The sequence below is a fragment of the Flagellimonas aurea genome (assembly GCF_017313785.1).
Lineage (GTDB): Bacteria > Bacteroidota > Bacteroidia > Flavobacteriales > Flavobacteriaceae > Flagellimonas > Flagellimonas aurea.
The window spans coordinates 649,390-676,068 of the sequence record NZ_JAFLNL010000001.1 but is presented as its reverse complement, the minus strand read 5'-3'; the positions used below and the strand labels follow the sequence as shown (position 1 = coordinate 676,068).

Sequence of the window (26,679 nt, the reverse complement as noted above, 5' to 3'; positions counted from 1 at the left end):
TATATTTGCGAAAATTGGATTTCAACATTAAATCAATTAAACGATTGAACAGATGTGCAGTCGTATACCGGAATTTGATTCATTTAATCCAGTTGAAATAACATGAGCGCTTAATAATCGTTATGGGAAAAAATAAGAAATACGGAATCAGAGACTTTATCAACGACGTTCACCTATGGTTGGGGCTCGTTAGCGGTATTGTTTTGTTCTTGGTCTGCCTTAGCGGAACCATTCTGACCTTTGAGGAGGAAATCGAGGGTTGGTTCAAAGAGGACATGAAGGTTGAGGCCGTAGGAACCAAAAAGTCGATTTCCAATTTGATAAATTACCCTGCAATCCAGGAAAAAGGAGTTCTCACATCCATCACCATTCCAGCCGATGAAACCTCTCCGTATGAATTTTCCATTAAAGAAGACCCCAAACAGCGAAGGGGAAAAACATATGAGATAAACCCTTACACCGCGGAATTTTTAGCCCCTGAAGATACGGGAATAGACAAGTTTATGTTCAGTATGTTCCGTATGCACAGATGGTTAATGATGGACATTAAATGGGGAAGACCTATTGTGGGCATTGCCACCATTATTTTTATGATATTGGCCATTTCCGGAATTGTGCTATGGTTCCCTAAAAAGATAAAATGGAAAACCGTGAAAGCTGGCTTTAAGATAAGGACCAATGCCAACTGGAAGCGCATCAATCACGATTTGCACAATACTTTGGGCTTTTATGCCTGTATCTTGATCCTGATTATGGGCATTACGGGCCTCTGTTGGTCGTTCGAAGGTTACAGGGACGGTTTAAGTGCCATTATGGGCACAAGGGTGTTCGGGAACCGCGGCGGAGGTCCGGAAATTGATTTGGAAAGTTTCGACAACGAAAAATCAATCAGCTTGGAAGAAGCCATCGCCCTTGCAAACAGAGAACTGGATTACAAAGGATTCCTATCCATTGGTCTGCCAAGTGATGAGAACCCCATGTACAGTTTTAGAAAACTGGCAGACGATTCCTGGTCTACTGTTGCTCAAGATAGATTACAAATTCACAAATCGGGCAAAGTGGTGGGCAAAGAGATCTATGCGGACAAACCACTGAACGTAAAGATTGCCTCTGCTATTAAGCCAATCCATACAGGAACTATTTACGGCGCCTTTAGCAAATGGATATATTTCTTGGCCTGCTTGATAGCGACCAGTTTGCCGATAACAGGTACCATTATTTACATCAATAAACTTAAAAAGAAGAGTAAGCGCAAAAGGAGTTTGGCCACGGCCTAGGACATTCCCCTTTCTTTTTGAATGGTCTCGTAGGCTTTCTGAACTTCCTTGAATTTTTCCTCGGCACCTTTACGGATGGCCTCATTTTCCGTCACCACACGATCGGGATGGTACTTTTTGGCCATGTTTCGATACGCCTTTTTCACTTCATCATCGGTAGCGGTCTTCTCGATTTCCAAAATTTTGTACGAGTTGTCCGTAGATTTGATGAACATAGCCATGATACTTTCAAAATCATGCTGATTTACCCGAAAGTAGCCTGCAATCTCCCTTAATTTTTCAATTTCGGCTTTGCTTACCTGCCCGTCGGATTGCGCAATACCGAACAAAAAGTGAAGCATTTGCAAGCGAACCTCGTACCGGGTACGCTGTACCATAAAAGTACATATGCGCTGCGCCGATATCTCCCTCTTTTTAATGACCTCGTTGAAGGTCCGGAAGATGGCATTCGCCTTTTCTTTTCCGTAGGTGCTCAAAAAATATTGTCGTACATAATCGAGCTCCCGTTGGTTTATCTGTCCATCCGCCTTAATTATGATCGAACACAATGACAACAGATTTAGTTCAAAATCGGCCGGGGAGACCGATTGCCTGGTCACATTTTCGAAAATAGAGCCAGCCCTTTTTCCGGAACCTCCAAAATTATCCAGAAAGGTCCCTACGATAAACCCTAATACCGCACCTGGAAATCTAAACATAAAATAACCGAGCAAGGCGGCTATCCACTTGATCATGTTTCAAAATTTAAAGCGCAAAGATAGGGGTTTGATTAACAAACAAAGCTTTATGCAATGTTAACGGTGATGAAAAAATCCTAACAATACCGTATCTTTGTAACATAATCAAAAAGAAGTCTATGTATCCAGAAGAATTGGTAAAACCTATGCGCGAAGACTTGGCAAGTGCCGGGTTTGAAGAACTACATACAAGTGAAGCCGTGAACGATGCACTAAAAAAGGATGGAACCACCTTGGTAGTGGTGAACTCGGTTTGTGGATGCGCCGCGGCCAACGCAAGACCTGCCGCTAAATTGAGCTTGCAAAACAGCAAAACTCCAGACAACTTGGTTACCGTTTTTGCCGGTGTGGACATGGAGGCCGTTGCAACCGCAAGAAATCACATGGTCCCATTCCCTCCTTCTTCACCAAGCATGGCCTTGTTCAAAGATGGAGAGTTGGTGCACATGATCGAAAGGCACCACATTGAAGGTAGGCCGGCAGAGCTGATCGCAGAAAACTTGATGGAAGCATACAACGAGCATTGCTAAACCCAAGTAAAATAAGATATTGAACACGCCACCCTAATGGGTGGTTTTTTTATTTTTACCTTAATTTAAATCTGTTTACGTGCTAAAACTGTTATCATACCCACTTACCGCTCTATTCTTTTTGCTTTTTGGTCTGGTTCTGGTCATATTCCATCCCATACAATGGTTTTGCCTAAAAGTGTTCGGGTACAATGCGCACAAAAAAAGTGTTTCCATATTAAATTGGTTCATTATGCGGTGCACCAATGTTCTGGGTACCGGATACCGTTTTATAAACGAACAAAACATTCCCACCGATAGGCCACTGATCATTGTTACCAATCACCAAAGCATGTACGACATTCCCCCAATTATTTGGTACATGCGAAAGTACCACCCCAAGTTTGTAAGTAAAATAGAGCTAGGAAAAGGGATTCCCAGTGTTTCTTATAACTTAAGACATGGTGGCTCGGCCTTGATCGATAGAAAAGACCCTAAACAGTCCATTTCCGAGCTTCAGAAATTGGCCAAGTACATTAATGAGAACAACCGAAGTGCCGTAATTTTCCCCGAGGGTACCCGAAGCAGGAACGGAGTACCCAAACCATTCAGAACCACCGGACTCAAAGTGATGCTTAAAAATGCACCCGAGGCATTGATCATACCCATCAGCATCAATAACTCATGGAAGTTGCTGCGTTACGGAAAGTTTCCCATGGGATTGGGTTCCCAGGTTACGTTCGAGGTACATCCTCCCATTGAAAATGAAGGTAAAGCCGATGAACTTATCGCCCAAATAGAAAGCACCATCGTGGGAGGGGTCAATACCAACTAATGAAGGAAACACAACTTATACAACACACCATCGCTTTTGTAAAGGCAGAGCTCCAAGATGCCGAAGGTGGGCACGATTGGTTCCATATTGAGCGTGTTTTCAATATCTCCAATCTACTATTGAAACATGAAGAAGGAAATGCTACGGTCGTGAAGTTGGCTGCTTTGCTTCACGATATTGCAGACCCAAAATTCCATGGTGGAGATGAGAGCATTGGGCCACAAACAGCAAAAAACTTTCTGGAATCCCTTTCCGTTGATGAGCGGACCATTGACCACGTAGTGAACATCATCAAGCATATGTCCTTTAAAAATAGCCTGGACAAAACCGGAGAATCATTTACCTCTAAAGAGCTTCAAATTGTACAGGATGCAGACCGTTTGGACGCCATTGGGGCCATAGGCATTGCCAGGGCCTTCAACTACGGAGGTTTTAAAAATAGGGAGTTGCACAATCCGGATGTCCCGCCCAACCTTAACATGAGCAAGGAAAAATACAAAAAATCCACGGCTCCCACCATTAATCATTTTTACGAGAAGCTATTATTGCTCAAGGATAAAATGAATACGGAAACCGGAAAAAAGTTGGCGGAAGAGCGCCATAAGTTTATGCTGGACTACCTTGATCAGTTTTATAAAGAGTGGAACGGAACTAAATAAGCCCTAGAATTTCTTTTTTACCTTTTTTGTATCTTGGGGACTCACATAATATCAAACTAAACATAATGCAAAGAAGAAAATTCATCAAAAATGCAGCTGCTGCATCGGCCGCATTTTCGATTGTACCCAGTCATGTTCTGGGAAAAACCCACATTGCTCCAAGTGATACCCTGTATGTAGCCGGATTTGGGGTCGGCGGAAGGGGAAATTCAGTAATAAACGGCCTCAACGATACCGGAAGAGTAAAATTTGTTGCCTTTTGCGACGTTGACGACCGCCGTGCCCAACAAACCTACGAGCAGTTTCCCGATGTAAAACGATATAAAGATTTTAGAAAGGTTTTTGATGCACATTTAGGTGATATCGATGCCATTGCCGTGGCAAGTCCGGACCACACGCACGCGACCATTTCCTTGCCGTTTATGCGCGAGAAAAAACATGCCTACGTGGAAAAACCGTTGACCCACAATATTTACGAGGCCCGTTTAATGACCCAGGTCGCCAAGGAACAGGGAATCGTGACCCAGATGGGCAACCAGGGTGCATCCAGTGATGGAAGCAGGATTGCCCGCGAATGGGTAGAGTCGGGTGTTATTGGAAAGGTACACACCATAGATTGTTGGACCAACCGACCTGTATGGCCGCAAGGTGTTCCTCTACCAACAAAAAAAGACAGGATTCCCAAAGGATTGGATTGGGACTTATGGTTGGGCCCAGCCAAGATGAGAGACTACAACGATGCTTATCTTCCATTTAAGTGGAGAGGTTTCTGGGACTTTGGTACCGGCGCATTGGGGGACATGGGCTGTCATATCATGGAAACACCCTTTAGCGTACTTGATCTAGGCTATCCTACCGAAGCAGAGGCCAGTTGCACTACGGTTTGGGTGGATGATTTTGTGGAAGCGGATTACAGTCACTCCTGTCCGCCTTCGTCCAAGATACATTTGAAGTTTGAACACGAAGAGCACGGTGATATTGCATTGAACTGGTATGATGGTGGCCTTAAGCCAGACCTACCGGACGAACTTAAGGATGGCGAGACCATTGGTGATTCTGGTGGAGGAAGTATTTTTTATGGTGATAAAGGCATTTTGATTTGCGACACCTATTCCCGAAACGCTAGATTGCTCCCTTCCGAAATGATGGACCTATACAAATCCCCAACCCCAAAATATGATAGGGTACCAGGGGGAATAGATGGCCACTTTGCCAATTTTGTGGATGGTTGCCAGAACGGTACGCCAACTTCTTCCAATTTTGAAAAGGCGGGAAGGCTTACAGAGACCGTATTGATGGGCAACTTGGCAGTAAAGGCCTACCAATACAAAGAACTGAAGGAAGGTAAAAAATTAGGGGATTGGGATCCTTATGGTTTCCCAGGTCGAAGAAAACTTTTCTGGGACGGCGACAATATGAAGATTACCAACTACGATAAAGCCAACGAATGGGTAACCCGTGATTACCGTGATGGCTGGGAATTGAAATAAACTTTCAACAATTATATTAAGATGGCCCAATCCGGGCCATTTTTTGTTTCCAAACTATTTGAAGACTAAAACAATCTCATTTGTCCGTCCTTGTATTGTTCATGAAGCGCTGTGTTCAAAACCGGAAAATTTCTGTCCTTGAAATAGCGCTTTTTGGCTATATAGGCCATTTCATGAACTTGTTCCGCAATTTTGCCCTCCCCTTTTGTCCGGGTACCAAACCTGCTATCGTTGACTGTTCCTCCATGGCAATCCTGAATTTGGTGCAATACTTTTTCAGCCCTGTCAGGCATGGCCATTTTAATCCAATCCGAAAATATTTGGCCGATCGCCCCATTGAGCCTTACTACGGTCAACCCAAATGAAAGGGCTCCATGGTCTGCCACTGCTTTGGCCAACGGCAATAATTCATGTGAATTGATTCCCGGAATCATGGGAGCCAACATAGCATTTACCGGAATTTTATTCTCGGATAACACTTGTATGGTCTTGAGTCTTTTTTGAATAGATGCCGTTCTAGGTTCGAGCTTGCGTCTTGTTTTTTCTGATAATGATGTTACGGACACATTGACACCAATGAGTTGATGTTCATTGAGTTCCCTTAAAATATCGAGGTCGCGCAACACCAAGGCATTTTTTGTGATGATGCCCACCGGATGGCGATACTTTAAAAAAACGTCCAAACATTTTCTGGTAATCTCGAACTTCCGCTCGGCGGGTTGGTAACAATCGGTGTTACCCGATAAAACAATCGTGTGCGCTTTCCAGTTTTTGTGCTTGATCTTGGCCTCCAAAAGTTGTGGTGCAGCTTTTTTCACCAAAATCCTTCGCTCAAAATCGAGTCCCGCGCTATAGCCCCAATACTCGTGTGTATTCCTGGCATAGCAATAAATACAACCATGCTCGCAACCTTGGTAGGGGTTCATGGAATATCCCATGCCCACATCGGGGCTGTTCACTTTGTTAACGATTGTCTTTGGGAAAATGGGTATGTACTGGGTTTTATTGCTTTCGTACTCTTCACCTTCCAATCGACAGAACTCCAAAAAGTCGTCCCGCATTTCGAATACATGCTGCAAAAACCGATTGTCGGTATTCTTTTGAGCTCCCCTTCCCTTCAAGAATTCATTGGATGACATATTTTGGATTTATTCCAAATATATGGATTATATCCTTGTTTAATTTAAATGGTAGTCATAAAAAAAGCCTCCATTGGAGGCCATTACTATCAAACTATGTATTGCTCAACTATTTAAAGTCAACTTTTACGAGTTGCTTTCTGCCTCCTCTTTTGGCATAGAACAACATTTTATCCTCTGTCTCATCCTTTAAGGGTTTGGAAACCATAAGTGGTAACCTCGCTTCTTGCTGATCAATGATTTTTTCATAGTCCATGACCCCATTTTTGTCCAAAGAGATCATAAAGACATTCCTGTTACGGCTAAAGCCCTGTTTAAAGATCAAACGCTCGTTGTTGATCAATTGGGGGTTTTCTGCCGCAGTACAGATAAAGAAGTAGGTATTGCCGTCCTTACAATACGAACTGTAGGAAGCATAAGCACCATCTCCTTGGGTCACTTCTGTTTTGTTGATGTTCCTCGCCCACTCCATATTTCCATAGGGGTCGAGTTTGACACTGACGATATCGTTATGGTGGTACCGTTCAATTTTTACTCGTTGCCCTGCACCAGTGGTTTCCAAGCCCGAGGTTACGAAGTATTCTTCTGCATTGAAGAACATTTCGTTCTTGTCATTTACCTCCACATTTTTAAAAACAAGATTTTTAATGTCCTTATCCTCTTCCCTACCGAACTTATCGTCCATAAATTGCTGTGAAAAAGGGTTGTATTTCTGAGAACGAATGTCCAAAGTGTTCGGATTTACATCAAAATAAACGATCCCATTATACCTGTTGTCCTTTCTATCGGCATAAAAGCCCGTACAGACCAGTTTGTTTCCCATCAAAACGGGGTATAATGCTTCGGGGTATTTTCCGGGGTCTACAAACGACTGTGTCCTGCTCTCACTTTGGGACACTTTTATCAGTTCATATTGAAACTTTCTCTCATCGACCCTAAACCTTCGTTTTTTAAAGTAAGCCTTGCCTACTATGTAAGCAGTTTGAAGATCCTTTGAAAATGCAACGTTCTCAAAAGCATAGTTCTTTTCCTCTATTTCATCCGAAAAATCGAACTCGAACTTTTTATTGAGCGCCGTATCGTACATATAGATCATATGTTTGTTGCTTTTGCCCCTTTTGTGATGCGTACTGATCACAAAACCTGTTTTTTCCTCATTAAAAAGGATGGCCGTGGTAAATCCGCGCGAGAAATCACGGTTATAATAATTCTTCCCGACCGGATCATCCACTTTTTCCGAAGCGATGGAGAGCAACTTTTTCTCTTGAAAATTGAAATCGATAATCGGGCTACTGTGCACCCAATATTCGTATTCACCTCTGTTTGAGTTATAGTTTAGAAACAAAAGGTTCAACTGGCCGTTTTTAAGGAATCCATCTACAAAATCAAGGTCCTTGAGCTTATAATTGTACTCTTCCACGAGCTTTAGATCGCTATTGTATTTTTCGATGAGATATCCTTTTGGCTTAAGAATAAGTCCTTGATAATAGGCGCGCACCAAAATGTAGCCCCCGGAATCGTCCTCGTCCATGGCCACTAGATTGGAATACCGGTAACGGTCCCTGTATTTTTCACCAAAATCGTAAGAAACGGGCATTTTTTGTGCGGTGACGGCCATACCGGTCAGCACAAAACTGATTAATAGGAGTAACTGTTTTTTCATGATTAGGCTTCGTTAGGCCAATGGTCATGATCCAGGGAAATCGGCTTTGCGTTTTTCCAAAAATGCAGAGGTCCCTTCTTTAAAATCATCGGTTCCAAAGCAAGTTCCAAAAGCATCAATTTCCGCCGAATAGCCATCAGCGTCATACCTAAAACCTGCATTTACCGCTTTTATTGCATGTTTTATGGCCATAGAAGAATTATTCGATATCCTGCTCGCTATCTTGATGCAAAAAGGCAGAAGTTCCTCGCTGGCCACCACGTGGTTTACCAGTCCATAGCCAAAGGCCTTATCGGAATCTATCATCCCGGCCGTCATGATCATTTCCATGGCCCGGCCCTTACCTACCAACTGTGGTAAGCGCTGTGTGCCGCCATATCCGGGGATTACACCCAAAGATACTTCGGGAAGTCCCATTCTGGCATTGCTGCTGGCCACCCTAAAGTGGCACGCCATGGCCAGTTCCAGTCCGCCGCCCAATGCAAATCCATTGATTGCAGCGATAACGGGGGTGGACAGGTTTTCAACGAAATCGAAAAGGGTCCGTTGTCCAGTTGCCGCCAATTGTCGTCCCTCCTTTACCGAAAAATCTGCGAACTCTGAAATATCTGCGCCCGCCACAAATGCCTTGTCGCCACTTCCGGTAATTATGATCACCTTGATTTCCGGGTCCTCATCCAATTCCTTGAAAGCCACATGTAGCTCTTCTATGGTCCTTTTGTTGAGTGCATTGAGCTTTTTGGGCCTATTTATGGTAATGGTGGCCAAATTGTTCTCCTCTTCAATGTAAATGTTTTCGTAATCCATATCGATTGCTATTTGGGGCGGCAATTATACGTTTTGCCGTTATTTCTTCTGTTCCTTTGGAAAATCTATGGTAAATACGGTGCCTTTTCCAACTTTTGAAGTAAAGGTAATGGTTCCTCCATAGTTTTCCACAATGTTCTTTACCATGCCCAACCCTAAGCCAGTTCCACTGGACTTGGTAGTAAACTTGGGCTCAAAAATCCTGTGCTTGTTCTCATCTGGAATGCCCAGCCCGTTATCGGCAACAGAAATCTTTACCCGATCGCCCACCGTTGCCACAGTAACCAAAATCCGTGGAGATTCCACCTCGGGAATGGCCTGAATGGCATTTTTGACCAAATTGGTTATCACCCGTATCAATTGGGTACGGTCCAGTTTAGCAACCACCTCCTCTTCGTCTGTGATGAAGTGAATGTAATCCTCATTGAAGATCTCCAATGCCAATTTTACCACCTTAACCACATTCAAGGTCTCGTTTTGCTGGGCGGGCATGTCCGCAAAGCTGGAAAAAGCCGTGGCAATGTTGCTCATGGTATCGATTTGCTGAATCAAGGTCTTCGAGAACTCCTTTACCTTTTTCTGTATTTCTGGATCGTTGGGGTCGAATTTACGTTCAAAACTCTGTACGGTAAGACGCAAGGGGGTCAATGGGTTTTTGATTTCGTGCGCCACTTGCTTGGCCATCTCGCGCCAAGCCTGTTCACGTTCGCTACGTGCCAATTTCACCGCGCTCTCCTCGAGCTCATCGATCATTCGGTTATAGGAGTCCACCAATTTGCCTATTTCTTCACCTGGGCTTTCCAAATAGATTTTTTCGTTTTGACGGGTCAAGTTGGTCCGGTTGATCTTGTCCGAAATGGTCTGTAGGGACCTCGTAATGTATTTTGAAATGAAATATGCCAGAATGATGGCAATGACCAACATGAGCAGATATACCATCCCCAACCTGAAAAGAAATTCCTTCAACTCCATATTATTGAAGGTATTGTCCTCAAAATACGGAAGGTTCAAGATTCCAATGGGCTTGAACTTAAGGTCGTAGATATACGTATAGATTGCCTGGTAATTATCGCCTGCCGCCCTTTGTGCTTCAACAAATCGTGTTTCGCCACTTTCCCTTAAAAAATTGAGCACTTCGGCGTCCAAACAAGTGGCAATGGTATTCGAATCAAAACTGGGCCTTGAATTTTTGATCAAATTGCCCTCAAGATCATAAATGTTAAAATTCACATTCTGAATGTTCGCGATTTCATAGATCTCCTCGCTAAAAATCAAGTGCAAATTTTCGGTGGTAACAGGATAAGTGGTTTCCTTTAGCGTATAATTGATACTCTTGATGAGCTGCTCTTCTTTTCGCTCCAACCTTTCTTGGTGATAATCGTTTCCCTGCTCCTTATATTGATAAACGGTGACCCCTGCAATAAGAACGGAGGCCAGCACCACCAAGGTGATCATGGAAATAAATATTCTTGACCGTAAGGAAAGTTTTTTTAGCAAGCCCGCTTGATTTTGGTATTAAATTTAAGCAATTATCGAGCCAAACAAAGCGCAAATTCAGGAGCCAAGTTCAAATCCGTTGGATTTGCTATGCATTGGGATTACGGTCCCTTACCTTTTTGTACCATCGAATGCCAAGCATCAACAGAATCATAAGTACAAACATGCCCACTATCCCATAAATCCAATTGAAGGCACTTTTTAGTACCACCAAAAAGACCACGGCAAAAAGAATAATGGTTGCCACCTCGTTCCATATCCGCATAAATTTTGAGGTGTATTTGACCTCATCGCGCTGCAACTGCTTAAAAATTTGATGGCATTTAAAATGATATACAAAAAGCAGGAGCACAAACGCCAATTTTACGTGCATCCAAGGTTGTTGCAACCATGCTGGCATTAAAATCAACAACCAAATGGCCGTAAGCGTGCATAAAATTGCCGATGGCCAAGTGATGATGTACCAAAGCCGCTTTGTCATCAACTTGAGTTGCTCCGACAATATTTCCTTGTCGGGCGATGGTTTTTGCCAAGCCTCAATATGATAAATAAAGAGTCTGGGAATGTAGAACAGACCCGCGAACCAGGTCACCACAAATATGAGGTGCAACGATTTTATATAGGGATAGAGCAATTGACCTGTTTTTAGATGTTACATTCGAATGGCGCCGATGCCATTCTCCCAAAGTTTGGCGTTAAAATTAGGTATTTCTGAATTCATCAGTGCTTCTGCACGCCGTTTTAATCCCACCCATTGTGCATCCAACTCTGCTTTTCTATCCTTTGATGGTTGATTGATATGTGGCAAAGCGCTATTGCTATGGTTCATTACAAATAAATATTCAGCGGTATACTTATTGGGAAAGTTCTCCACATCATCATATGCTTGTGATTTACGCTGTACCATTTCGCCATCCCATTCCTTTAATTTATCCAGCAGTGCTTGGCCTTCCTTTTTAAGCTCCTCATTGTCCAAATCCTTCAAAAGGGCCTCCAACTGACCTTGCACTTCTTTCAACTTGTTCACTTTGTTGTGCATATCCGTCAACTTATTCTCAAAATCCGTCATTATGGTATGATACTCTTCAAAACGCTCCTCGGTCATGTTGGTGTTCGGCGTAGGGACAATATCGCCTACTGTGGAAACCATTTTATCTCCTGCTTTTAAATTAATAGTGTATGTGCCCGGCGGCACTTTATGTCCTGAAAAATCGGCCTCGATATAGACGCCTGGAACGCCTGGAACGATGGGAGTCTTTAAATCCCAAACAAAACGGTTCAGTCCCTTATCCGTCCCCAGAACTGGTTTGGGCGGGGCACCCCCTCCGTTGTGCGGAATATAACTATCATCTTTCTTGGAGGTAAAGCTACGGACCAATTTACCCGACCGGTCCAGAATTTCCATGGTCACTTCGGTCGAATCCATTTCCTTTGGAAGATTGTAATACATCACCATACCATTGGCCGGGTTAACCCCTTCATATGGATTGGTGCCTGTCACACTTTTGGAATTACTGCTGAGCGGACTTCCCCAGTACCCATGAATGGCTTCTTCTGGCTTATACATTTTCAACTCCCCTGTATTTCCCTTGTATTGGGAAAGCAGGGTGATGTTGTCCAAAATCCAAAAACTCCTTCCCGATGTTGCCACGATCAAGTCACCCTCATGTACTTTTAAATCGGTGATGGGTGTCTTGGGCAAATTCAATTGCAGGGCTTCCCATGTTTTGCCATCGTTCCACGATACATAAAGACCCTTCTCGGTACCTGCATATAACAATCCTTTCTGTTCCTGGTCTTCACGAACCACCCGGGTAAAGGCTCCGTAAGGGATTCCTTCGCTGATATGGGTCCAACTTTTTCCATAGTCGGTACTTTTGTACAATCCAGGTGTATAGTCGTTGAATTTGTATCGGGTGGTGGCAATGTAGATAGTGCCTGGGTCATGAGGCGATACTTCAATGGCGTTCACCAAACACTCCTTTAAGCCCTTCGGGGTAATCTCTTCCCATGATTCCCCTCCATTTTTAGTGATGTGTACCAAACCGTCATCACTTCCCGTAATCAAAACGCCCGCTTCATGCGGTGATTCAATCAGGTAGGCCAAGGTACCGTAGTTCTCGGCTCCAACCGCTTCGTTGGTATAGGGACCACCGCCTTTTCCTTGCAGTTCGTCTTGATCTCTGGTGAGGTCAGGGGATATTTCCTCCCATGTAACTCCATTGTCTCTGGTTCTGAGTACCAGTTGTGCCCCATGATAAAATGTTCCAGGTTCATGCTTGGACCAAATAATGGGTGCATTCCAATTGTAGAGATATTTCATATCGCGGGCATCGCGTCCCAAGTATTGAATGGGTGCCGCCATCACGTTGCTGGACATTTTGGATTCCATATCCAACAGTTCGATGGTTCCCAAATAACTTCCACCCATAACGTAGCGTGGATCATCGGGGTCAAAGCCCAAAAATGCGCTCTCGCCCCCTGCCGAATAATGCCAATCTTCTTGGTTGATACTCCATCGGCCCACGGAAAGACTTGCAATCTTTACCGAGGTGTTGTCCTGCTGTCCACCGTAAATGTTATAGGGAAACATATTGTCCGTATTGATACGGTAAAACTGGGCGGTAGGCATATTGTCCTGAAGCGTCCAATTCTCTCCATAATCAAACGAAATGGTTGCTCCGCCATCATCTGCCAAAAGAATGTTTTTGGAATTGTTTGGATTGATCCACAAGTCGTGGGTATCGCCATGCGGAACGGAAATGGTTTCCCATGTTTTACCACCATCTTCGGAGCGGAACATGGAAGCACTTAGTACATACACGGTATTTTCATCATTGGGGTCGGCAAATACTTCGATATAATACCACGCACGCTGCACCAAACGGTTGTCGCCACTTACCATGTACCAGCTATCCCCTGCATCATTGGAAACGAACAAGCCGCCTTTATCTTGATTGGAATCACTTTCTACCAATGCGTACACCTTATTGGAATTGGCGGCGCTCACTGCGATGGCCATTTTCCCTTTTTCTTCGGGCAGTCCTTTGGTCATTTCTTTCCAAGTGTTACCGCCATCGGTACTTTTGTACAATCCGCTTCCAGGACCGCCACTGATTACTTTATTTGGTTTCCGCTGATGCTCCCACATGGCCGCGTACAACACTAATGGATTATTGGCATCCATAGAAAGTTCGGCTGCTCCCGTACCTTGGTCTACATAAAGAATCTTCTCCCACGTTTTTCCAGCATCCATGGAACGGTATACCCCTCGTTCTTCATTTGGGGCGTACAGTGCCCCTTGAGCAGCTACGTAGACAATATCAGGATTGGTCGGGTGGATAATGATCCGCGAAATATGCTGTGTCTTTTCAAGGCCCAACTTGATCCATGTTTTTCCTGCATCGTTGGATCTGTACATGCCATCTCCATAAGAGGTCATTACTCCCCTCGGGGCATGCTCGCCCATGCCACAGTACACAATATTGGGACTGGATTGTGATACGGCAACCGCACCCACAGAGCCCATTTCAAAAAAACCGTCCGAAATGTTTTCCCAAAGGCCTCCAGCATTGGTGGTCTTCCAAAGGCCACCTCCCGTCGTACCCATGTAATAGGTCAAAGGGTCTCCCACTACGCCACTACCTGTTACGGAACGTCCGCCCCTAAAAGGACCAATGTTCCTGAATTTCATGGGTTCCAAATAATCGTTGGCGGTCTGTGCAAAAGTGAGCGTTCCAAAAGCTGCACTCAGCAAAAAAAGAAATCCTCTTTTCATGGTGATGGTTGATTTGTATTATTGGTAGGTGGTGTACAATCTAAAAGCCCCCATGCAAAAACATAGGGGCCGTATTATTATTCCTCGATACTCAAATAATCTAATTTGAGTTGATTGAATTCTTCGTTGAAGGCTGAAATCTCCTTGTCGACCAAAGCATCAAAGGCTTCCAATTGTTCTTTGATTTGACCACCAATTTCATTTTTTACGGCAATGTCCTGCTCTGTTGGAGGGAAATCGTCAATCGAAACCAAGCTGTTCAAATGCGCCAATTTGTTGGTCAATTTGATAGGGAAGTTCAATGGGTCTTGGTTACTTCTGTTCTTGGTCTGATAGAGCTCCTTCTCAATGGACCCGAATTCTTCCTTCATCTTTTTGGCTTTCTCTACCAAGGCCTTCGTAGCTTCATCATCTTTATACTTTTTGATGAAGTCGTCCAGTTTGCCGTTGATCGTCCTGATCTTTTTAATGGATTGGTGCGCCCTGTCCACAGTCTCGTTCACCTCGGTGATGAAATCGTACTGTTTCTGCATATCGGCCGCGGTGACCTCTGCCCTTGGATCGGGAAGAATGGTAAAGTTTTCGGTCTGGGTCTCACCGTTTACGTTCAGCGTGACCTTGTATGTTCCAGGCACTGCTTTCGGTCCATTTAAGTTGGCCCACCACAGGATCATGCCGTCCAATCTTTCAGCACCTTTGCCACGGGTATCCCACACATAGGTGTTTCCACCTTTTTTGGCTTCCAGTTTTTTGTTCTTTTCCTTGGCGTAAGTACTGTAGGTTTCCAACGTATCGCCATTCATTTTGGAGTAGGTCAGGGCAATACTGTCCTTTTCCGAGAAATCCTTTAAATAAAAATGGGTGATTACACCATTGGGAAGGTTTTCCCCTTCTGTTTTTGATGGTCTACTTGAAGCTCTTCCTTTGGTTCTATAGCTGTCCCTTGGTTTGTACAAAATGGCATCGGCCGATTTTTTCACATCATCCAATTGATGAAGCACGGTAAGGTCATCTATTACCCAAACACTTCTACCTTGGGTCGCTACGATCAAATTGTTGTCCTTAATGGCCAAATCGGTGATGGGCACTATGGGCAAGTTCAACTGGAATTTTTCCCAATTGGCACCATCGTTGAAAGAGATGTACATTCCCGTTTCGGTTCCTGCATACAACAAGCCTTTTCTTTTCGGGTCCTCGCGGACCACACGGGTAAAGTGCTCGTCCTCTATTCCGTTGGTGATTTTGGTCCAAGTTTTACCATAATCGGTGGTCTTGTAAAGGTACGGAGCAAAATCGCCCAGCTTATACCGCGTTGCGGCGACGTAGCAAGTACCTTCATCAAAAGCGGAAGGCTCGATACTATTGATCATGTTCCATTCTGGCATACTCGGAGGAGTCACGTTTTCCCATGTTTGGCCTCCATCCTTGGTCACATGGATAAGTCCATCATCACTACCCACCCAAAGCAATCCTTCTTTTAAGGGGCTTTCGTTGGCCGCGAAAATGGTACAATAATATTCCACACTCGTATTATCCTGTGTAATGGGTCCGCCACTGGACACCAATTTTGTGGGGTCGTTCCTAGTGAGGTCACCACTCAAGAGTTCCCAACTTTGGCCTTCGTTAGTGGTCATATGCACATAGTTGGAGAAGGTATAGAGTTTATTAGGATCGTGCTTACTGAACATGATGGGGAAGTTCCACTGAAAACGGTACTTCATTCCCTCGGCACCATGGCCCATGGGGTTATCTGGCCATACGTTGACGGCCCTTGCCGTATTCTTCCCATGATTGACACGGGTCAACAAGCCACCGTAACTACCACCATAAACAATGTCGTTATTCTCGGGATCCACTGCAATATGGGCGGATTCACCACCAGCTGTTTCCTCCCAGTCATCCTCACCTATGGAACCATCATCACTCCTGTAGTTGATTCTAAGGGTAGAGTTGTCCTGTTGCGCCACATAAATACGGTATGGAAAGGCATTGTCCGTAGTGACCCTATAAAATTGTGCCGTAGGTTGGTTGTGATAGGTACTCCATGTTTCTCCACCATCGTAACTCACTTGGGCACCCCCGTCATCTGCCATAATCATACGGTCGGAATCTTCCGGAGCTATCCATAAATCATGATGGTCACCGTGGGGAGCATTGTTAGATTCAAAGGTTTTTCCTCCGTCGGTACTTTTATGATAGCTTACATTGAGCACATATACTACATCCTCATCATTGGTATCCGCATAAACCCTGGTATAGTACCAAGCACGCTGTCTTAAACTTCTATCACTATTGACCAAGGACCAAGTTTTACCTGCATCTTCCGAACGGTAGAGCCCTCCTTTTTCCTTGTTCTCTACCATTGCCCAAACCCTGTTGCTGTTTTGAGGCGAAACGGCCACCCCGATAATTCCTAAAGTATCGGTTGCAAAGCCTTCGTTATTGGAAATTTCGGTCCACGTTTCACCACTATCCGTACTTTTCCAAAGTGCGGAACCTTCCCCTCCACTATTCAAGCTGTAGGGTGTACGTTCAATTCTCCAAGTAGATGCATATAAAATTCTTGGGTTGTTGGGGTCAAAAGTAAGATCAACAGCTCCTGCCATATCATTGGCATAAAGCACTTTTTTCCAAGTCTCTCCACCATCGGTACTCTTGTAAACACCGCGCTCTTCCGTAGGTTTGTATAGATTGCCCATCACGGCAGCGTACACGATGTTGTGGTCTTGGGGATGAATTCTCATTCGGGAAATATGACGGCTTTTGTCCAATCCCAAAGATTTCCAAGTTTTCCCGGCATCCTCGGTCTTCCAAACACCGTAACCTGAGGAAACATTACCGCGAACGGTCTGCTCGCCTCCACCAACATAAATTACATTATGGTCGCTTTGCGCTACCTCAACGGCACCGATACTTCCTCCAAAATAACCGTCGGAAATATTTTCCCAAGTACGGCCTCCATCTTTGGTTCTCCAAACTCCGCCTCCTGTGGCGCCAAAATAATATAGGTTAGGTTCTCCTGGCACACCGGCAACTGTGCCAGAGCGTCCTCCACGAAATGGGCCGATCAATCGGTATTCCAAACTGGAGTAAAGTTCTTGAGGATATTCGAGTGAACTTTGTTTCTTGTTCCTACGCTGGGAATGAGCAGGGGAAATAACTAATGTTGTGGCAAGCAAAAGCATACCAATTTTGAAAAAGCAAGTCTTCATTTTTAAAGTGTTGAGTTAGTCGGCTTTAAATGTAGTGAAAAAGACACAAAAAAAGTTGTTCAATATTTTGTACTTTAACCCAGCTTATTTAAACCTAAAACTAAACAATGCTTAAATTTTTAAAGGTCGCCATTTTGATTCTGGCGATAACCGCCTGCAAAAATCAAACCAACAAAAAGGAAGAAACAGCAATCCCAGAGCCCGAAAAGGAAGCATCCGAATGGAAATATCTTTTTGATGGCTCCAGTCTGGAAGGCTGGCGTGGTTATGGGATGGACTCCCTGCCCCCGGGATGGACCATACGGGACAGTATCCTCACTTTTGATACCGAACTGGGACTGGAGCAGGACTATACCGGCGGAAAGGATATTGTTTATGGTGCCGAGGAGTTCGATAATTTTGAACTATATCTTGAGTGGAGAATACCTGAGGGAGCCAATAGCGGAATTTTTTATCATGTGAAAGAAGGGTATGATGGCCCTCCCGTGGTTGCACCGGAATATCAAATTATAGATGATGAAAACTATGCCAATATACACGACTTGACCGGTTACAACTCACAGTTTGGCGCAGAGCATCCCGAACTCCTGCAGGATTGGCAAAAAACGGGCGCCGACTATGCCATGCACACCGCTGATGAATCACAAAAGCAGTTGAATCCCGTGGGCGAATGGAACTCCTCCAAAATTGTGTTCACCCCCGAAAAGGTGGAACACTGGCTCAATGGCAAAAAACTATTGGAATTTGTCCCTTGGTCACAAGAATGGAACGCCAAAAAAGCATCGGGAAAATGGGACAACGCCCCTGATTATGGAAAATACAAAACTGGGTACATTGCCCTGCAGGACCATTCAAGTCCAATTTGGTTCAGAAACATAAAAATTAAAAAACTATAACCTCCAGACCATGAACAAAAGAGAATTTTTAAAAAAAAGTAGTGTTGGGGCGCTCGGTATTATGCTGGCACCTTCAATTTTAAAGGCAGGATTCCCAAAAGACAAACTTCGCACCGCCCATATTGGGGTCGGTAACATGGGAATGGAGGATTTAAAAGCGGTCTCTTCCCATAGTGCTGTTGAAGTGATAGCACTATGCGATGTGGATGCCTTAAATCTATCAGCAGCGCACAAAATGCACCCTGGGGCACGTATCTTTTTTGATTACCGTGCCATGTTGGAAGAAATGGGGGACGAAATCGATGCCGTTATCGTATCAACACCCGACCACACCCACGCACCTGCTTCATTGATGGCCATGAACATGGACAAGCCCGTGTACTGTCAAAAACCGTTGACCCACTACGTTTCCGAATCCAGGGAAATGAAAAAGGTGGCCGCCGAGAAAGGACTGGTCACTCAAATGGGCATACAGGTGCACTCCTTTTACGACTATAAACTGGCCACGCTTTTGATACAGTCCGGCATTATTGGTAAAGTACATACCGTACACGCATGGTCCCCTAAAAACTGGGGTTATGATGGCCCATTACCAGAGGGTGAAGACCCCGTTCCGGACCAGTTGGATTGGAACCTTTGGTTGGGAACATCAAAACAACGTCCCTATAAAGATGATATGTACCACCCGGGCAACTGGAGAAAGTTAATGGACTACGGTTGCGGTACCTTGGGCGATATGGGGGTTCATATTTTTGACACGCCGTACAATGCCCTTAATCTGGATGTGCCCAGAACCATTAAAACGGAATGTAGACCGACCAACGGATTCGGTTTTCCGGAAAAGAATACCGTAACCTACGAGTTTCCAGGAACCGAATACACCGGAAAATCCCTGAAATGGGTTTGGTATGATGGCCCAGGGGCCCCCGAGATGCACGAAGACCTTTTGTTGCCGGGCATGGAAATGAAAAAGGACAAAGATACCTCCGGTAAGAGTGATGAAAACAGCATTTCATTGGATGCTGGTGTTGCGGGCGAGAACGAACTGCCAGAACAAGGAGCCATGTTCGTCGGAACCAAAGGACGTTTATTGTTGCCCCACTTTATGCAATTGCCCAAAAAGATCGTTCGTGGCAAATATGTGGATATCTCCAAAGAAATAGCCAAGGTATCCGAAGAGCATAATCTGGGCGAGCCAATAAGAAATTATGGCACCGAAGGGCCCAAGCACTACCACCAATTCGTGGATGCCTGTTTGGGCAAGGGAGAAACAACAGCGCCATTTGATTATGCCGCCAGATTGACCGAGACCATTCTCTTGGGGACCATTGCAGGACGATTCCCAGGGGAAACCTTGCACTGGGACGCCGAAACGGCACAGTTCCAAGAAGAAAAGGCAAACAAATATCTGTCCGGAGACTACAGAGATTTTTAAAAAGACAATGAACAGATAATGCCAACGACCCAAGAATATTGGTTGAGTGGTCCTATACCTGATGTTCCTGTATTATTGCAACCTGCGGCCCATGCCTTGTTGCAATCGGTACGGGAGGTAAAAGCGTATTTGGAGGATTTTCCAGAAGAAAAGCTTTGGGAAAATCCTTTTGGTCGCGCTTCGGTCGGGTTTCATTTACGTCACATTACTGGGGTTTTGGACCGCATGCTCACCTATGCAGACAGTAACACGTTGACCGAGGAACAATTTGATTTTTTAAAGAATGAAGGTAATGGAAATCATGCGACATCGTCTCAAGAGTTGATCAACAGTTTTGAAGCAAAGGTCAATAAAGCCTTGGAATATTTTAAAAACACATCCGAGTCCATACTAACCGAAGAACGTTTTGTGGGGCGTAAAAAATTGCCATCAACGGTTACTGGATTGCTGTTCCATGCCGCCGAGCACAGTCAACGCCATGTGGGACAATTGTTGGTGACGGTTAGCGCATTGAAAAATCAATAAGTCAGTTATGAATGGACTACACCAGCGTTTTTGTTTTTTATTTTTCATATTGCCAGTATTGATGCTAGCACAAAGCAGACTTAGAGATCATGGTGTTGAAGTAGGCGTGTTGCGTCCAGGGACTTTAAATGCCATCACCGATGTTCCAGGGGTAAAAGTGGGTCAATTTACCTTAAACCAAGGAGATGATATTCGAACGGGCGTCACCGCAATTCTACCCCACTCAGGAAATATCTTTCAGGAAAAAGTGCCTGCTGCCATCTACGTGGGCAATGGGTTTGGCAAGTTGGCAGGATATACCCAAGTAAAAGAGCTGGGCAATCTGGAAACACCCATCATATTGACCAATACCTTGAGTGTTCCCACGGCTGTAAATGCCGTCATCGGTTATACGCTCAATCAACCTGAAAACCAAAATGTCCGTTCCGTAAATGCCGTGGTCGGCGAAACCAACGATGGCTACCTCAATGATATTCGAGGCCGTCACATCACAGAAGAGCATGTGCTTAAAGCCATTGAAAATGCATCAACGGGCCCTGTGGCAGAAGGAAGTGTCGGAGCAGGAACGGGAACCATTTGTTTTGGTTTCAAAGGCGGTATCGGAACATCATCCAGGGTATTGCCAAAGGAATCAGGAGGGTATACCGTGGGCGTATTGGTACAGACCAATTTTGGAGGTGTTTTGCAAGTAGCTGGAGTGGAAGTGGGTAAAAAACTGGGGCATTATTCCGATAGTTTTAAATATTCCCCCGATGGTTCCTGTATGATGGTCGTACTCACCGATGCACCGTTGGACTCCAGAAATTTGGAGCGTTTGGCCAAACGGGCCATGTTGGGGCTTTCGCGCACAGGCGGCATTGCAAGCAATGGTAGCGGTGATTACGTGATTGCCGTTTCTACGGCAGAGGCATGCCGAATTCCTTATGAGAGTGAAAATCCGATTCAGAATGTTCCGACCTTGAGAAATGAGGCCATGACCCCACTGTTCCTTGCCACCATCGAAGCGACCGAGGAAGCTATTTTGAATTCCCTTTTTGCAGGAGAGACCATGATCGGTAGAGATGGGCATAAAATTGAGGCACTTCCAAAGGAAAAAGTGTTGGCAATGTTGAAGGATGCAGGAAAACTTGACAGATGATTCGCCAACTGTAACAATCCTACGTCATTTCATACTAATCTAACGGAAACGATCTTCTTTTTTTATAAATTAAGCATCAATTAAACTAAAAACACGACCATGGATATTTTTGGAAAAATAAAGGAAAAACTCAGCAACGAGTTCATTGACATTGTTGAGTGGCTGGACTACACGGACGATACCATTGCCCACCGTTTTGAGCGGTATCAGAATGAAATAAAAAATGGCGCCAAACTGATTGTGCGCGAAGGGCAGACCGCGGTTTTCATCAACGAAGGGCAGCTGGCCGATGTATTTGGCCCAGGCACCTACGACCTCACTACGAAAAACTTGCCTATTTTGGCCACCTTGAAAGGTTGGAAATATGGGTTCAACTCGCCTTTTAAAGCTGAGGTATATTTTGTAAACACCCATTTGTTCACTGACGAGAAATGGGGAACCAAAAGTCCGATTACGTTAAGTGATGACCGTTTTGGTCTTGTAGAGATACGGGCTTTCGGAACCTATGCCTTTAAAATTTCCGATGCGGGAAAATTCATAAAAGATATCGTTGGTACGGATAGCAACTTTACCAATTTTGAGATCAATGAGCACTTAAAAAGTTTAATTGCTACACGGTTCACCAATACTGTTGGACAGGCCAATCTGCCCATTGAACTTTATGCGGCCAATACCACCGAACTTTCGGATACGTGTCGCGAGGTCATGTCGCCCGAGTTTGAAAGTGTAGGCATTTCCTTGGAGAAATTCTACATCGAGAACGTATCCATGCCAGAAGACCTCAAAAAGGAAATCTTCGAATACAGCCGTATTGATAAGCTTGATTTGGACAAATTGACCAAATTCAAAACCGCGAAGGCAATCGAGGCCGCTGCCCAAAACGAAGGTGGGACCGCAGGTGCTGGAATGGGCATGGGAATGGGATTTGTTTTGGCCCAACAAATGGGCGGCATGATGGGCGGAAATACGCAAGCAGCCCCGCAACAAGCAGCACAGCCTACGGGAGGAGCCGTGCCGCCACCAATGCCAACACAGACCATGTACTATTATGCATCCAACGGGGCGCAGCATGGCCCAGTAACCTTTGAGCAAATGCAATCTTTGTTCGCTTCGCGAACCATCAATCGTGATAGTTTGGTATGGAAACAGGGCATGTCGGCATGGACGGCCTTGAAAGAAGTGGAAGAATTGAAATCGTTCTTGGGAGGCAATACGCCACCTCCATTACCATCGGAATAATCATTTCAATGCCATTTCGAAATGAGTTGCTCGGCAACGATTGAGAAATCTCAGCGTTGCCATTTAGATTTCTCGGTCGTAAACTCCTTCGAAATGACAAACGGAACATTAATTATACTATCATTCCTGTGAAAGCAGGGATTCTTAAACCATCAAGATTCCCGTCTTCACGGGAATGAAGATATGGGAGAACAAAAAATCCAAAAGACCGAACTCAAAAAAGCCTGCACCAATTGCGGGGCGGAGCTTAAATACAAGCCTGGTACCACCAATATTAGTTGCGAATATTGCGGGCACCAGGAGACCATTGCTTTGGATGAAAGTGGGTTCGAGGAACTGGAGCTGTACCCTTTCCTAAAGGAAATGGGCGCACAAAAGCACAGCGAGGAAATTTCCATGATGCACTGCAAAAATTGCGGTGCCGACCAGCATGTGGAAGAAAACTATAAATCGCTCCATTGTGTGTATTGCGGTCAGCCCTTGGTTATAGAGGACGCTTATAAAGAAAAGTGGATTTTGCCGGGCGCGGTCTTGCCCTTTCAAATTGATAAAAAAAAGTCGTTTCTAATTTTTAAGAACTGGGTAAAACGTTTGTGGTTTGCCCCGAACAACCTAAAAAAAGCGTCTCTCGACCCTCAATTTACCAAAGGGCTTTATCTGCCCTATTGGACTTTTGATGCACAACTGTATGCTTCCTACACGGGCCAACGGGGCGAATATTATTACGAGACCAAAAGGGTTCGCAACTCCAATGGTAAAATGGTGACCCAACGGGTCAGGAAAACCAGATGGTACCCAGCAGCTGGAGAAGTTTCAGGTTTTGTGGACGATACCTTGATCAAGGCATCACACCAAAAGGCTGGAAGAATCCCTGGAAAGATCGCCTTTTGGGACTTAAAAAAACTTCAACCCTTCAACAGCGGTTTTTTATCCGGATTTGTCACGGAAAAATATACCATTCCATTAAAAGATGGACACCTTCACTCCAAAGAAGTGGCACGTGGTATTGCTGATACCTGGTGCCGACGCGATATTGGTGGAGATACCCAGCGTGTAACCAGTATGGACATGAAATTGACCGAAGAGACTTTCAAACACATTTTATTGCCCGTTTATGTGAGCGCCTACCGATACAATGGCAAGGAGTACAACTTTTTTATCAATGGGGAAAACGGGCAAATTTCGGGTACACGACCTTATAGTTTCTGGAAAATATTCTTTACTGTTCTGGCTGTGTTGGCGGTTATCGGAGTGATTGTTTTTCTGTCCAAGAAATAATCAATCCAAAAACACCAAACAAACAGGGCTAGGGTGTTCCGTCTCATTCAAAAAAGTCAGGGTTCCGTTTTCCTTATCTCTTTTGAAAACCACGATGTTACTGGTCTTTTTGTTGGCGACCAACAAGAACTCTCCCGTAGGGTCCATGGAGAAGTTTCGGGGCCAATCCCCGCGAACCGATTCCCTTCCGACCAATTCCAATTTTCCTGAAGTACGATCCACAGCAAAAATTACGATGGTGTTTTCCCCACGGTTGGAACCGTACAAAAACTTTCCATCGGGTGATAGGTGAAGGTCGGCACAAAAGCTTTCCCCATCAAAATCGGGAGCCAAGGTTGGAACCACTTGAACTTCTTGGTAATTTGCGTTCTCAACCCTTTCAAAAACTGAAATGGTACTGTTCAGTTCATTGATGACGTAAAGTAATCGACCATCATTACCAAAGGTAAAATGGCGTGGCCCTGCCCCATCTTCAAATGGTATTGAATTTTGTTCGGCCGGGACGAACTTACCCTCTTCTTTCCTGTATCTTTTTACAGCATCCAATCCCAAATCGGTTACCATAAGCCCATCGATATTGAACTGTGCCATGTGAGCATGCGAAGTTTTTACGGAATCCAAAGGTTTATGATCGATTACCTGCGGATTTTCGGCCAAGGAACCATCATCATTCAGAGAAAAAATGGAAACATTACCGCCCGTATAATTGGCAGCGGCCAAAAGTCCATCACCAGAAAGTGATACATGACAGGGATGTGCTCCTTGGGTTCCCATGCTATTTTGAAGTTCCAGAAGATCCTTGTTCAAACGAAAGGCAGTTACTGCTCCGCCCAAGCTATCGAAATCATCGGTTTCCTGCACGGCATAGAGGTTGCTTTTATCTTCTGAAATAGCCAAGTAGGATGGGTTTGTCAATTTAGCTGCCAGTTTTTGATTGGAAAGCTCCCCTGTATTTGTATCAAAAGTATAGGTATAGATTCCTTCACTATCGCCATCGGTATAGGTTCCAACAAATAAGGTGTACATGGGTTTTTCTTCAGGTTTCTCGGAGCAGGCCAATGCTAAAATTAGAGCTGCGCCCGCAAGAACAAATTTTTTCATGGATGTTTAGTTAAACGATACAAATTAAACATTCTAGATCAAACTGGAAGTATTTAGGATAGTTCGGACCTGATTTCTTTCTGAAGAAAAAATCCTGTGACGACCGTTGAAAGCACATCGGCAATACAAAAGGATAGCCACACCCCTATTTCTCCCATGAAATTGGGAAGAATCAAAATCAACGGGATAAAAAAGAAGCCTTGACGCGTCAAAGTCAGCAACAAAGCAGGAATGGCCTTGCCAATGGCCTGAAAATAAGCGGCACCTATCAACTGTATGGCAATGATCGGCGTTGCGGCAAAAACCAATCGCATGGCCAAGGGCGTATGTTGGAGCACAAAATTATTGGTCTCTATTTCCTCTGGGGACAGCTCAGGGCGATTGCTCAAAAACAGGGAGGCTATCTCCGAAGGAAAAACCATCAACACCACAAAAACAAGGGTTGCCACCAAAGCTGCGTATTTAATGGCAGTGTAAATGGATTCCTTTACCCGATCGTATTTCAAAGCCCCATAATTATAGCCTGCGATGGGCAAAAATCCTTGGGTGACACCAAAAACGGGGAACAGGGCGAACATCAGCATTCTACCGATTATGGCATATACCGCCACCATGGCCTCGCCACCCAAATTGAACAATATATTGTTCATCAATAAATATGTGATGCTGGTAACCGCCTGTCGGGCCAAGGTCACAAAACCCAAAGAACCAATTTCCCGAAGAATGGGTCGATCTAATCCAAAATGGGAGATATCGATTTTTAATTCGGAGTTGTCCGATAGAAAAAAGTAAAACACATAAAAAAAGCAGAGCAAATAGCCCACCGTGGTGGCCCAAGCGGCTCCGTGCATCCCCCAATCGAACACATAAATAAAGATATAGTCCATGAGCAGGTTGCCAACGGACGGAATGATCATGGCGATCATAGCAAACCGAGGCTTGCCTTCTGCACGGATCACGGTATTTCCCATCATACAGAGGGCCAAGAAAGGAACTCCGTACAAAATGATGGTATAGTAAACCTTGGCGGGTTCAAAAATGTCTCCCTTGCCGCCAAAGGCTGGAATCAAACCATCCACATAATAAAGGCCAAGAGCCACCATGGTGACGGTAACCAACAAGGTCAAAGTAATCTGGTTGCCAAAGGTTTTTAGGGCCTTATCGCGATTATTTGCCCCAAGCGCCCTTGATATGATACTGGAACCACCGATACCGATCGCCATGCCCAAAGCGGCAATAAAGAAAGATACGGGCAATACCACATTGATGGCGGCAATGGCGATGGAACCTATCCAGTTGCCCACAAAAATGGAATCCACCAGCACGTTCAGGGACATCACCAAAATACCGATAGAAGCGGGTACGGCCTGTTTGATCAGTAATTTTCCAATGGGTTCCTGCCCAAGTTCCTCGGAGGTTATTTTGGCCATGCCAGCGGGTATTCTTTATTTAAAATGAAGGCAA

General features: G+C 44.7%; 21 protein-coding genes. 11 read left to right on the top strand and 10 right to left on the bottom strand.

What is annotated here, in order from left to right; genetic code table 11:
* Nucleotides 1-122: 122 nt before the first annotated feature.
* The gene (locus J0656_RS02995; protein WP_207031404.1) at nucleotides 123-1,277 is read left to right on the top strand and encodes a PepSY-associated TM helix domain-containing protein; all 1,155 of its coding nucleotides are present in this window, start codon (nucleotides 123-125) and stop codon (nucleotides 1,275-1,277) included.
* Here J0656_RS02995 and J0656_RS02990 read toward each other — a convergent pair.
* On the bottom strand, nucleotides 1,274-2,011 hold the full coding sequence (locus tag J0656_RS02990) for a TerB family tellurite resistance protein (protein WP_207031403.1): 738 nt from the start codon (nucleotides 2,009-2,011) through the stop codon (nucleotides 1,274-1,276). The two genes, J0656_RS02995 and J0656_RS02990, sit on opposite strands and share 4 nt — an antisense overlap.
* A 122-nt stretch (nucleotides 2,012-2,133) precedes the next feature.
* On the opposite strand from J0656_RS02990, the gene J0656_RS02985 reads away from it, so the two are divergent.
* The 4 genes from J0656_RS02985 to J0656_RS02970 all read left to right on the top strand — a co-directional run bounded on the left by J0656_RS02985 (nucleotide 2,134) and on the right by J0656_RS02970 (nucleotide 5,507).
* Nucleotides 2,134-2,544: a BrxA/BrxB family bacilliredoxin gene (locus J0656_RS02985; protein ID WP_207031402.1), complete on the top strand. Its 411-nt coding sequence runs from the start codon at nucleotides 2,134-2,136 to the stop codon at nucleotides 2,542-2,544.
* A 79-nt stretch (nucleotides 2,545-2,623) separates the two neighbouring features.
* On the top strand, nucleotides 2,624-3,358 hold the full coding sequence (locus tag J0656_RS02980) for a lysophospholipid acyltransferase family protein (RefSeq protein ID WP_207031400.1): 735 nt from the start codon (nucleotides 2,624-2,626) through the stop codon (nucleotides 3,356-3,358).
* Nucleotides 3,358-4,017: an HD domain-containing protein gene (locus J0656_RS02975; protein WP_207031399.1), complete on the top strand. Its 660-nt coding sequence runs from the start codon at nucleotides 3,358-3,360 to the stop codon at nucleotides 4,015-4,017. Before J0656_RS02980 ends, J0656_RS02975 begins: the two co-directional genes overlap by 1 nt.
* Before the next feature lie 65 nt (nucleotides 4,018-4,082).
* On the top strand, nucleotides 4,083-5,507 hold the full coding sequence (locus J0656_RS02970; protein ID WP_207031397.1) for a Gfo/Idh/MocA family protein: 1,425 nt from the start codon (nucleotides 4,083-4,085) through the stop codon (nucleotides 5,505-5,507).
* A 65-nt stretch (nucleotides 5,508-5,572) separates the two neighbouring features.
* Here J0656_RS02970 and J0656_RS02965 read toward each other — a convergent pair whose 3' ends face one another.
* The 7 genes from J0656_RS02965 to J0656_RS02935 form a co-directional block, all read right to left on the bottom strand.
* Entirely contained in the window at nucleotides 5,573-6,646 is a 1,074-nt protein-coding gene (locus tag J0656_RS02965; RefSeq protein ID WP_207031394.1) for a PA0069 family radical SAM protein, read from the bottom strand.
* 109 nt (nucleotides 6,647-6,755) lie between these two features.
* On the bottom strand, nucleotides 6,756-8,309 hold the full coding sequence (locus J0656_RS02960; RefSeq protein WP_207031392.1) for a hypothetical protein: 1,554 nt from the start codon (nucleotides 8,307-8,309) through the stop codon (nucleotides 6,756-6,758).
* A 24-nt stretch (nucleotides 8,310-8,333) separates the two neighbouring features.
* Complete coding sequence (locus J0656_RS02955; protein WP_207031390.1) at nucleotides 8,334-9,116, bottom strand: enoyl-CoA hydratase/isomerase family protein; 783 nt, start codon at nucleotides 9,114-9,116, stop codon at nucleotides 8,334-8,336.
* Nucleotides 9,117-9,155: 39 nt separating this feature from the next.
* Nucleotides 9,156-10,571 (bottom strand): sensor histidine kinase, encoded by a 1,416-nt coding sequence (locus J0656_RS02950; protein WP_207031549.1) that lies wholly within the window; start codon nucleotides 10,569-10,571, stop codon nucleotides 9,156-9,158.
* A 130-nt stretch (nucleotides 10,572-10,701) separates the two neighbouring features.
* The gene (locus tag J0656_RS02945; RefSeq protein ID WP_207031388.1) at nucleotides 10,702-11,247 is read right to left on the bottom strand and encodes a CopD family protein; all 546 of its coding nucleotides are present in this window, start codon (nucleotides 11,245-11,247) and stop codon (nucleotides 10,702-10,704) included.
* A gap of 18 nt (nucleotides 11,248-11,265) precedes the next feature.
* Nucleotides 11,266-14,391 (bottom strand): VPS10 domain-containing protein, encoded by a 3,126-nt coding sequence (locus J0656_RS02940; protein ID WP_207031387.1) that lies wholly within the window; start codon nucleotides 14,389-14,391, stop codon nucleotides 11,266-11,268.
* Between the two features lie 77 nt (nucleotides 14,392-14,468).
* Nucleotides 14,469-17,603 (bottom strand): WD40/YVTN/BNR-like repeat-containing protein, encoded by a 3,135-nt coding sequence (locus J0656_RS02935; protein WP_207031386.1) that lies wholly within the window; start codon nucleotides 17,601-17,603, stop codon nucleotides 14,469-14,471.
* 107 nt (nucleotides 17,604-17,710) lie between these two features.
* On the opposite strand from J0656_RS02935, the gene J0656_RS02930 reads away from it, so the two are divergent.
* The 6 genes from J0656_RS02930 (at nucleotide 17,711) to J0656_RS02905 (ending at nucleotide 24,114) form a co-directional block, all read left to right on the top strand.
* Nucleotides 17,711-18,499 (top strand): 3-keto-disaccharide hydrolase, encoded by a 789-nt coding sequence (locus J0656_RS02930; protein WP_207031385.1) that lies wholly within the window; start codon nucleotides 17,711-17,713, stop codon nucleotides 18,497-18,499.
* Between the two features lie 10 nt (nucleotides 18,500-18,509).
* Nucleotides 18,510-19,934, top strand: coding sequence for a Gfo/Idh/MocA family protein (locus tag J0656_RS02925; RefSeq protein WP_207031384.1), 1,425 nt, complete (start codon nucleotides 18,510-18,512; stop codon nucleotides 19,932-19,934).
* Nucleotides 19,935-19,952: 18 nt separating this feature from the next.
* The gene (locus J0656_RS02920) at nucleotides 19,953-20,459 is read left to right on the top strand and encodes a DinB family protein (protein ID WP_207031383.1); all 507 of its coding nucleotides are present in this window, start codon (nucleotides 19,953-19,955) and stop codon (nucleotides 20,457-20,459) included.
* A gap of 61 nt (nucleotides 20,460-20,520) precedes the next feature.
* Nucleotides 20,521-21,597, top strand: coding sequence for a DmpA family aminopeptidase (locus tag J0656_RS02915; RefSeq protein WP_237688822.1), 1,077 nt, complete (start codon nucleotides 20,521-20,523; stop codon nucleotides 21,595-21,597).
* Between the two features lie 99 nt (nucleotides 21,598-21,696).
* Nucleotides 21,697-22,836, top strand: a complete 1,140-nt coding sequence (locus J0656_RS02910) for an SPFH domain-containing protein (RefSeq protein ID WP_207031381.1) — start codon at nucleotides 21,697-21,699, stop codon at nucleotides 22,834-22,836.
* A gap of 183 nt (nucleotides 22,837-23,019) precedes the next feature.
* The gene (locus J0656_RS02905; RefSeq protein ID WP_207031379.1) at nucleotides 23,020-24,114 is read left to right on the top strand and encodes a TFIIB-type zinc ribbon-containing protein; all 1,095 of its coding nucleotides are present in this window, start codon (nucleotides 23,020-23,022) and stop codon (nucleotides 24,112-24,114) included.
* On the opposite strand, the gene J0656_RS02900 is transcribed toward J0656_RS02905, so the two are convergent.
* Nucleotides 24,115-25,215 carry a lactonase family protein gene (locus J0656_RS02900; RefSeq protein WP_207031377.1) on the bottom strand — a complete coding sequence of 367 codons (1,101 nt, stop codon included), beginning with the start codon at nucleotides 25,213-25,215 and terminating at the stop codon, nucleotides 24,115-24,117.
* A 53-nt stretch (nucleotides 25,216-25,268) separates the two neighbouring features.
* Complete coding sequence (locus tag J0656_RS02895; RefSeq protein WP_207031375.1) at nucleotides 25,269-26,645, bottom strand: MATE family efflux transporter; 1,377 nt, start codon at nucleotides 26,643-26,645, stop codon at nucleotides 25,269-25,271.
* Between the last annotated feature and the right edge of the window lie 34 nt (nucleotides 26,646-26,679).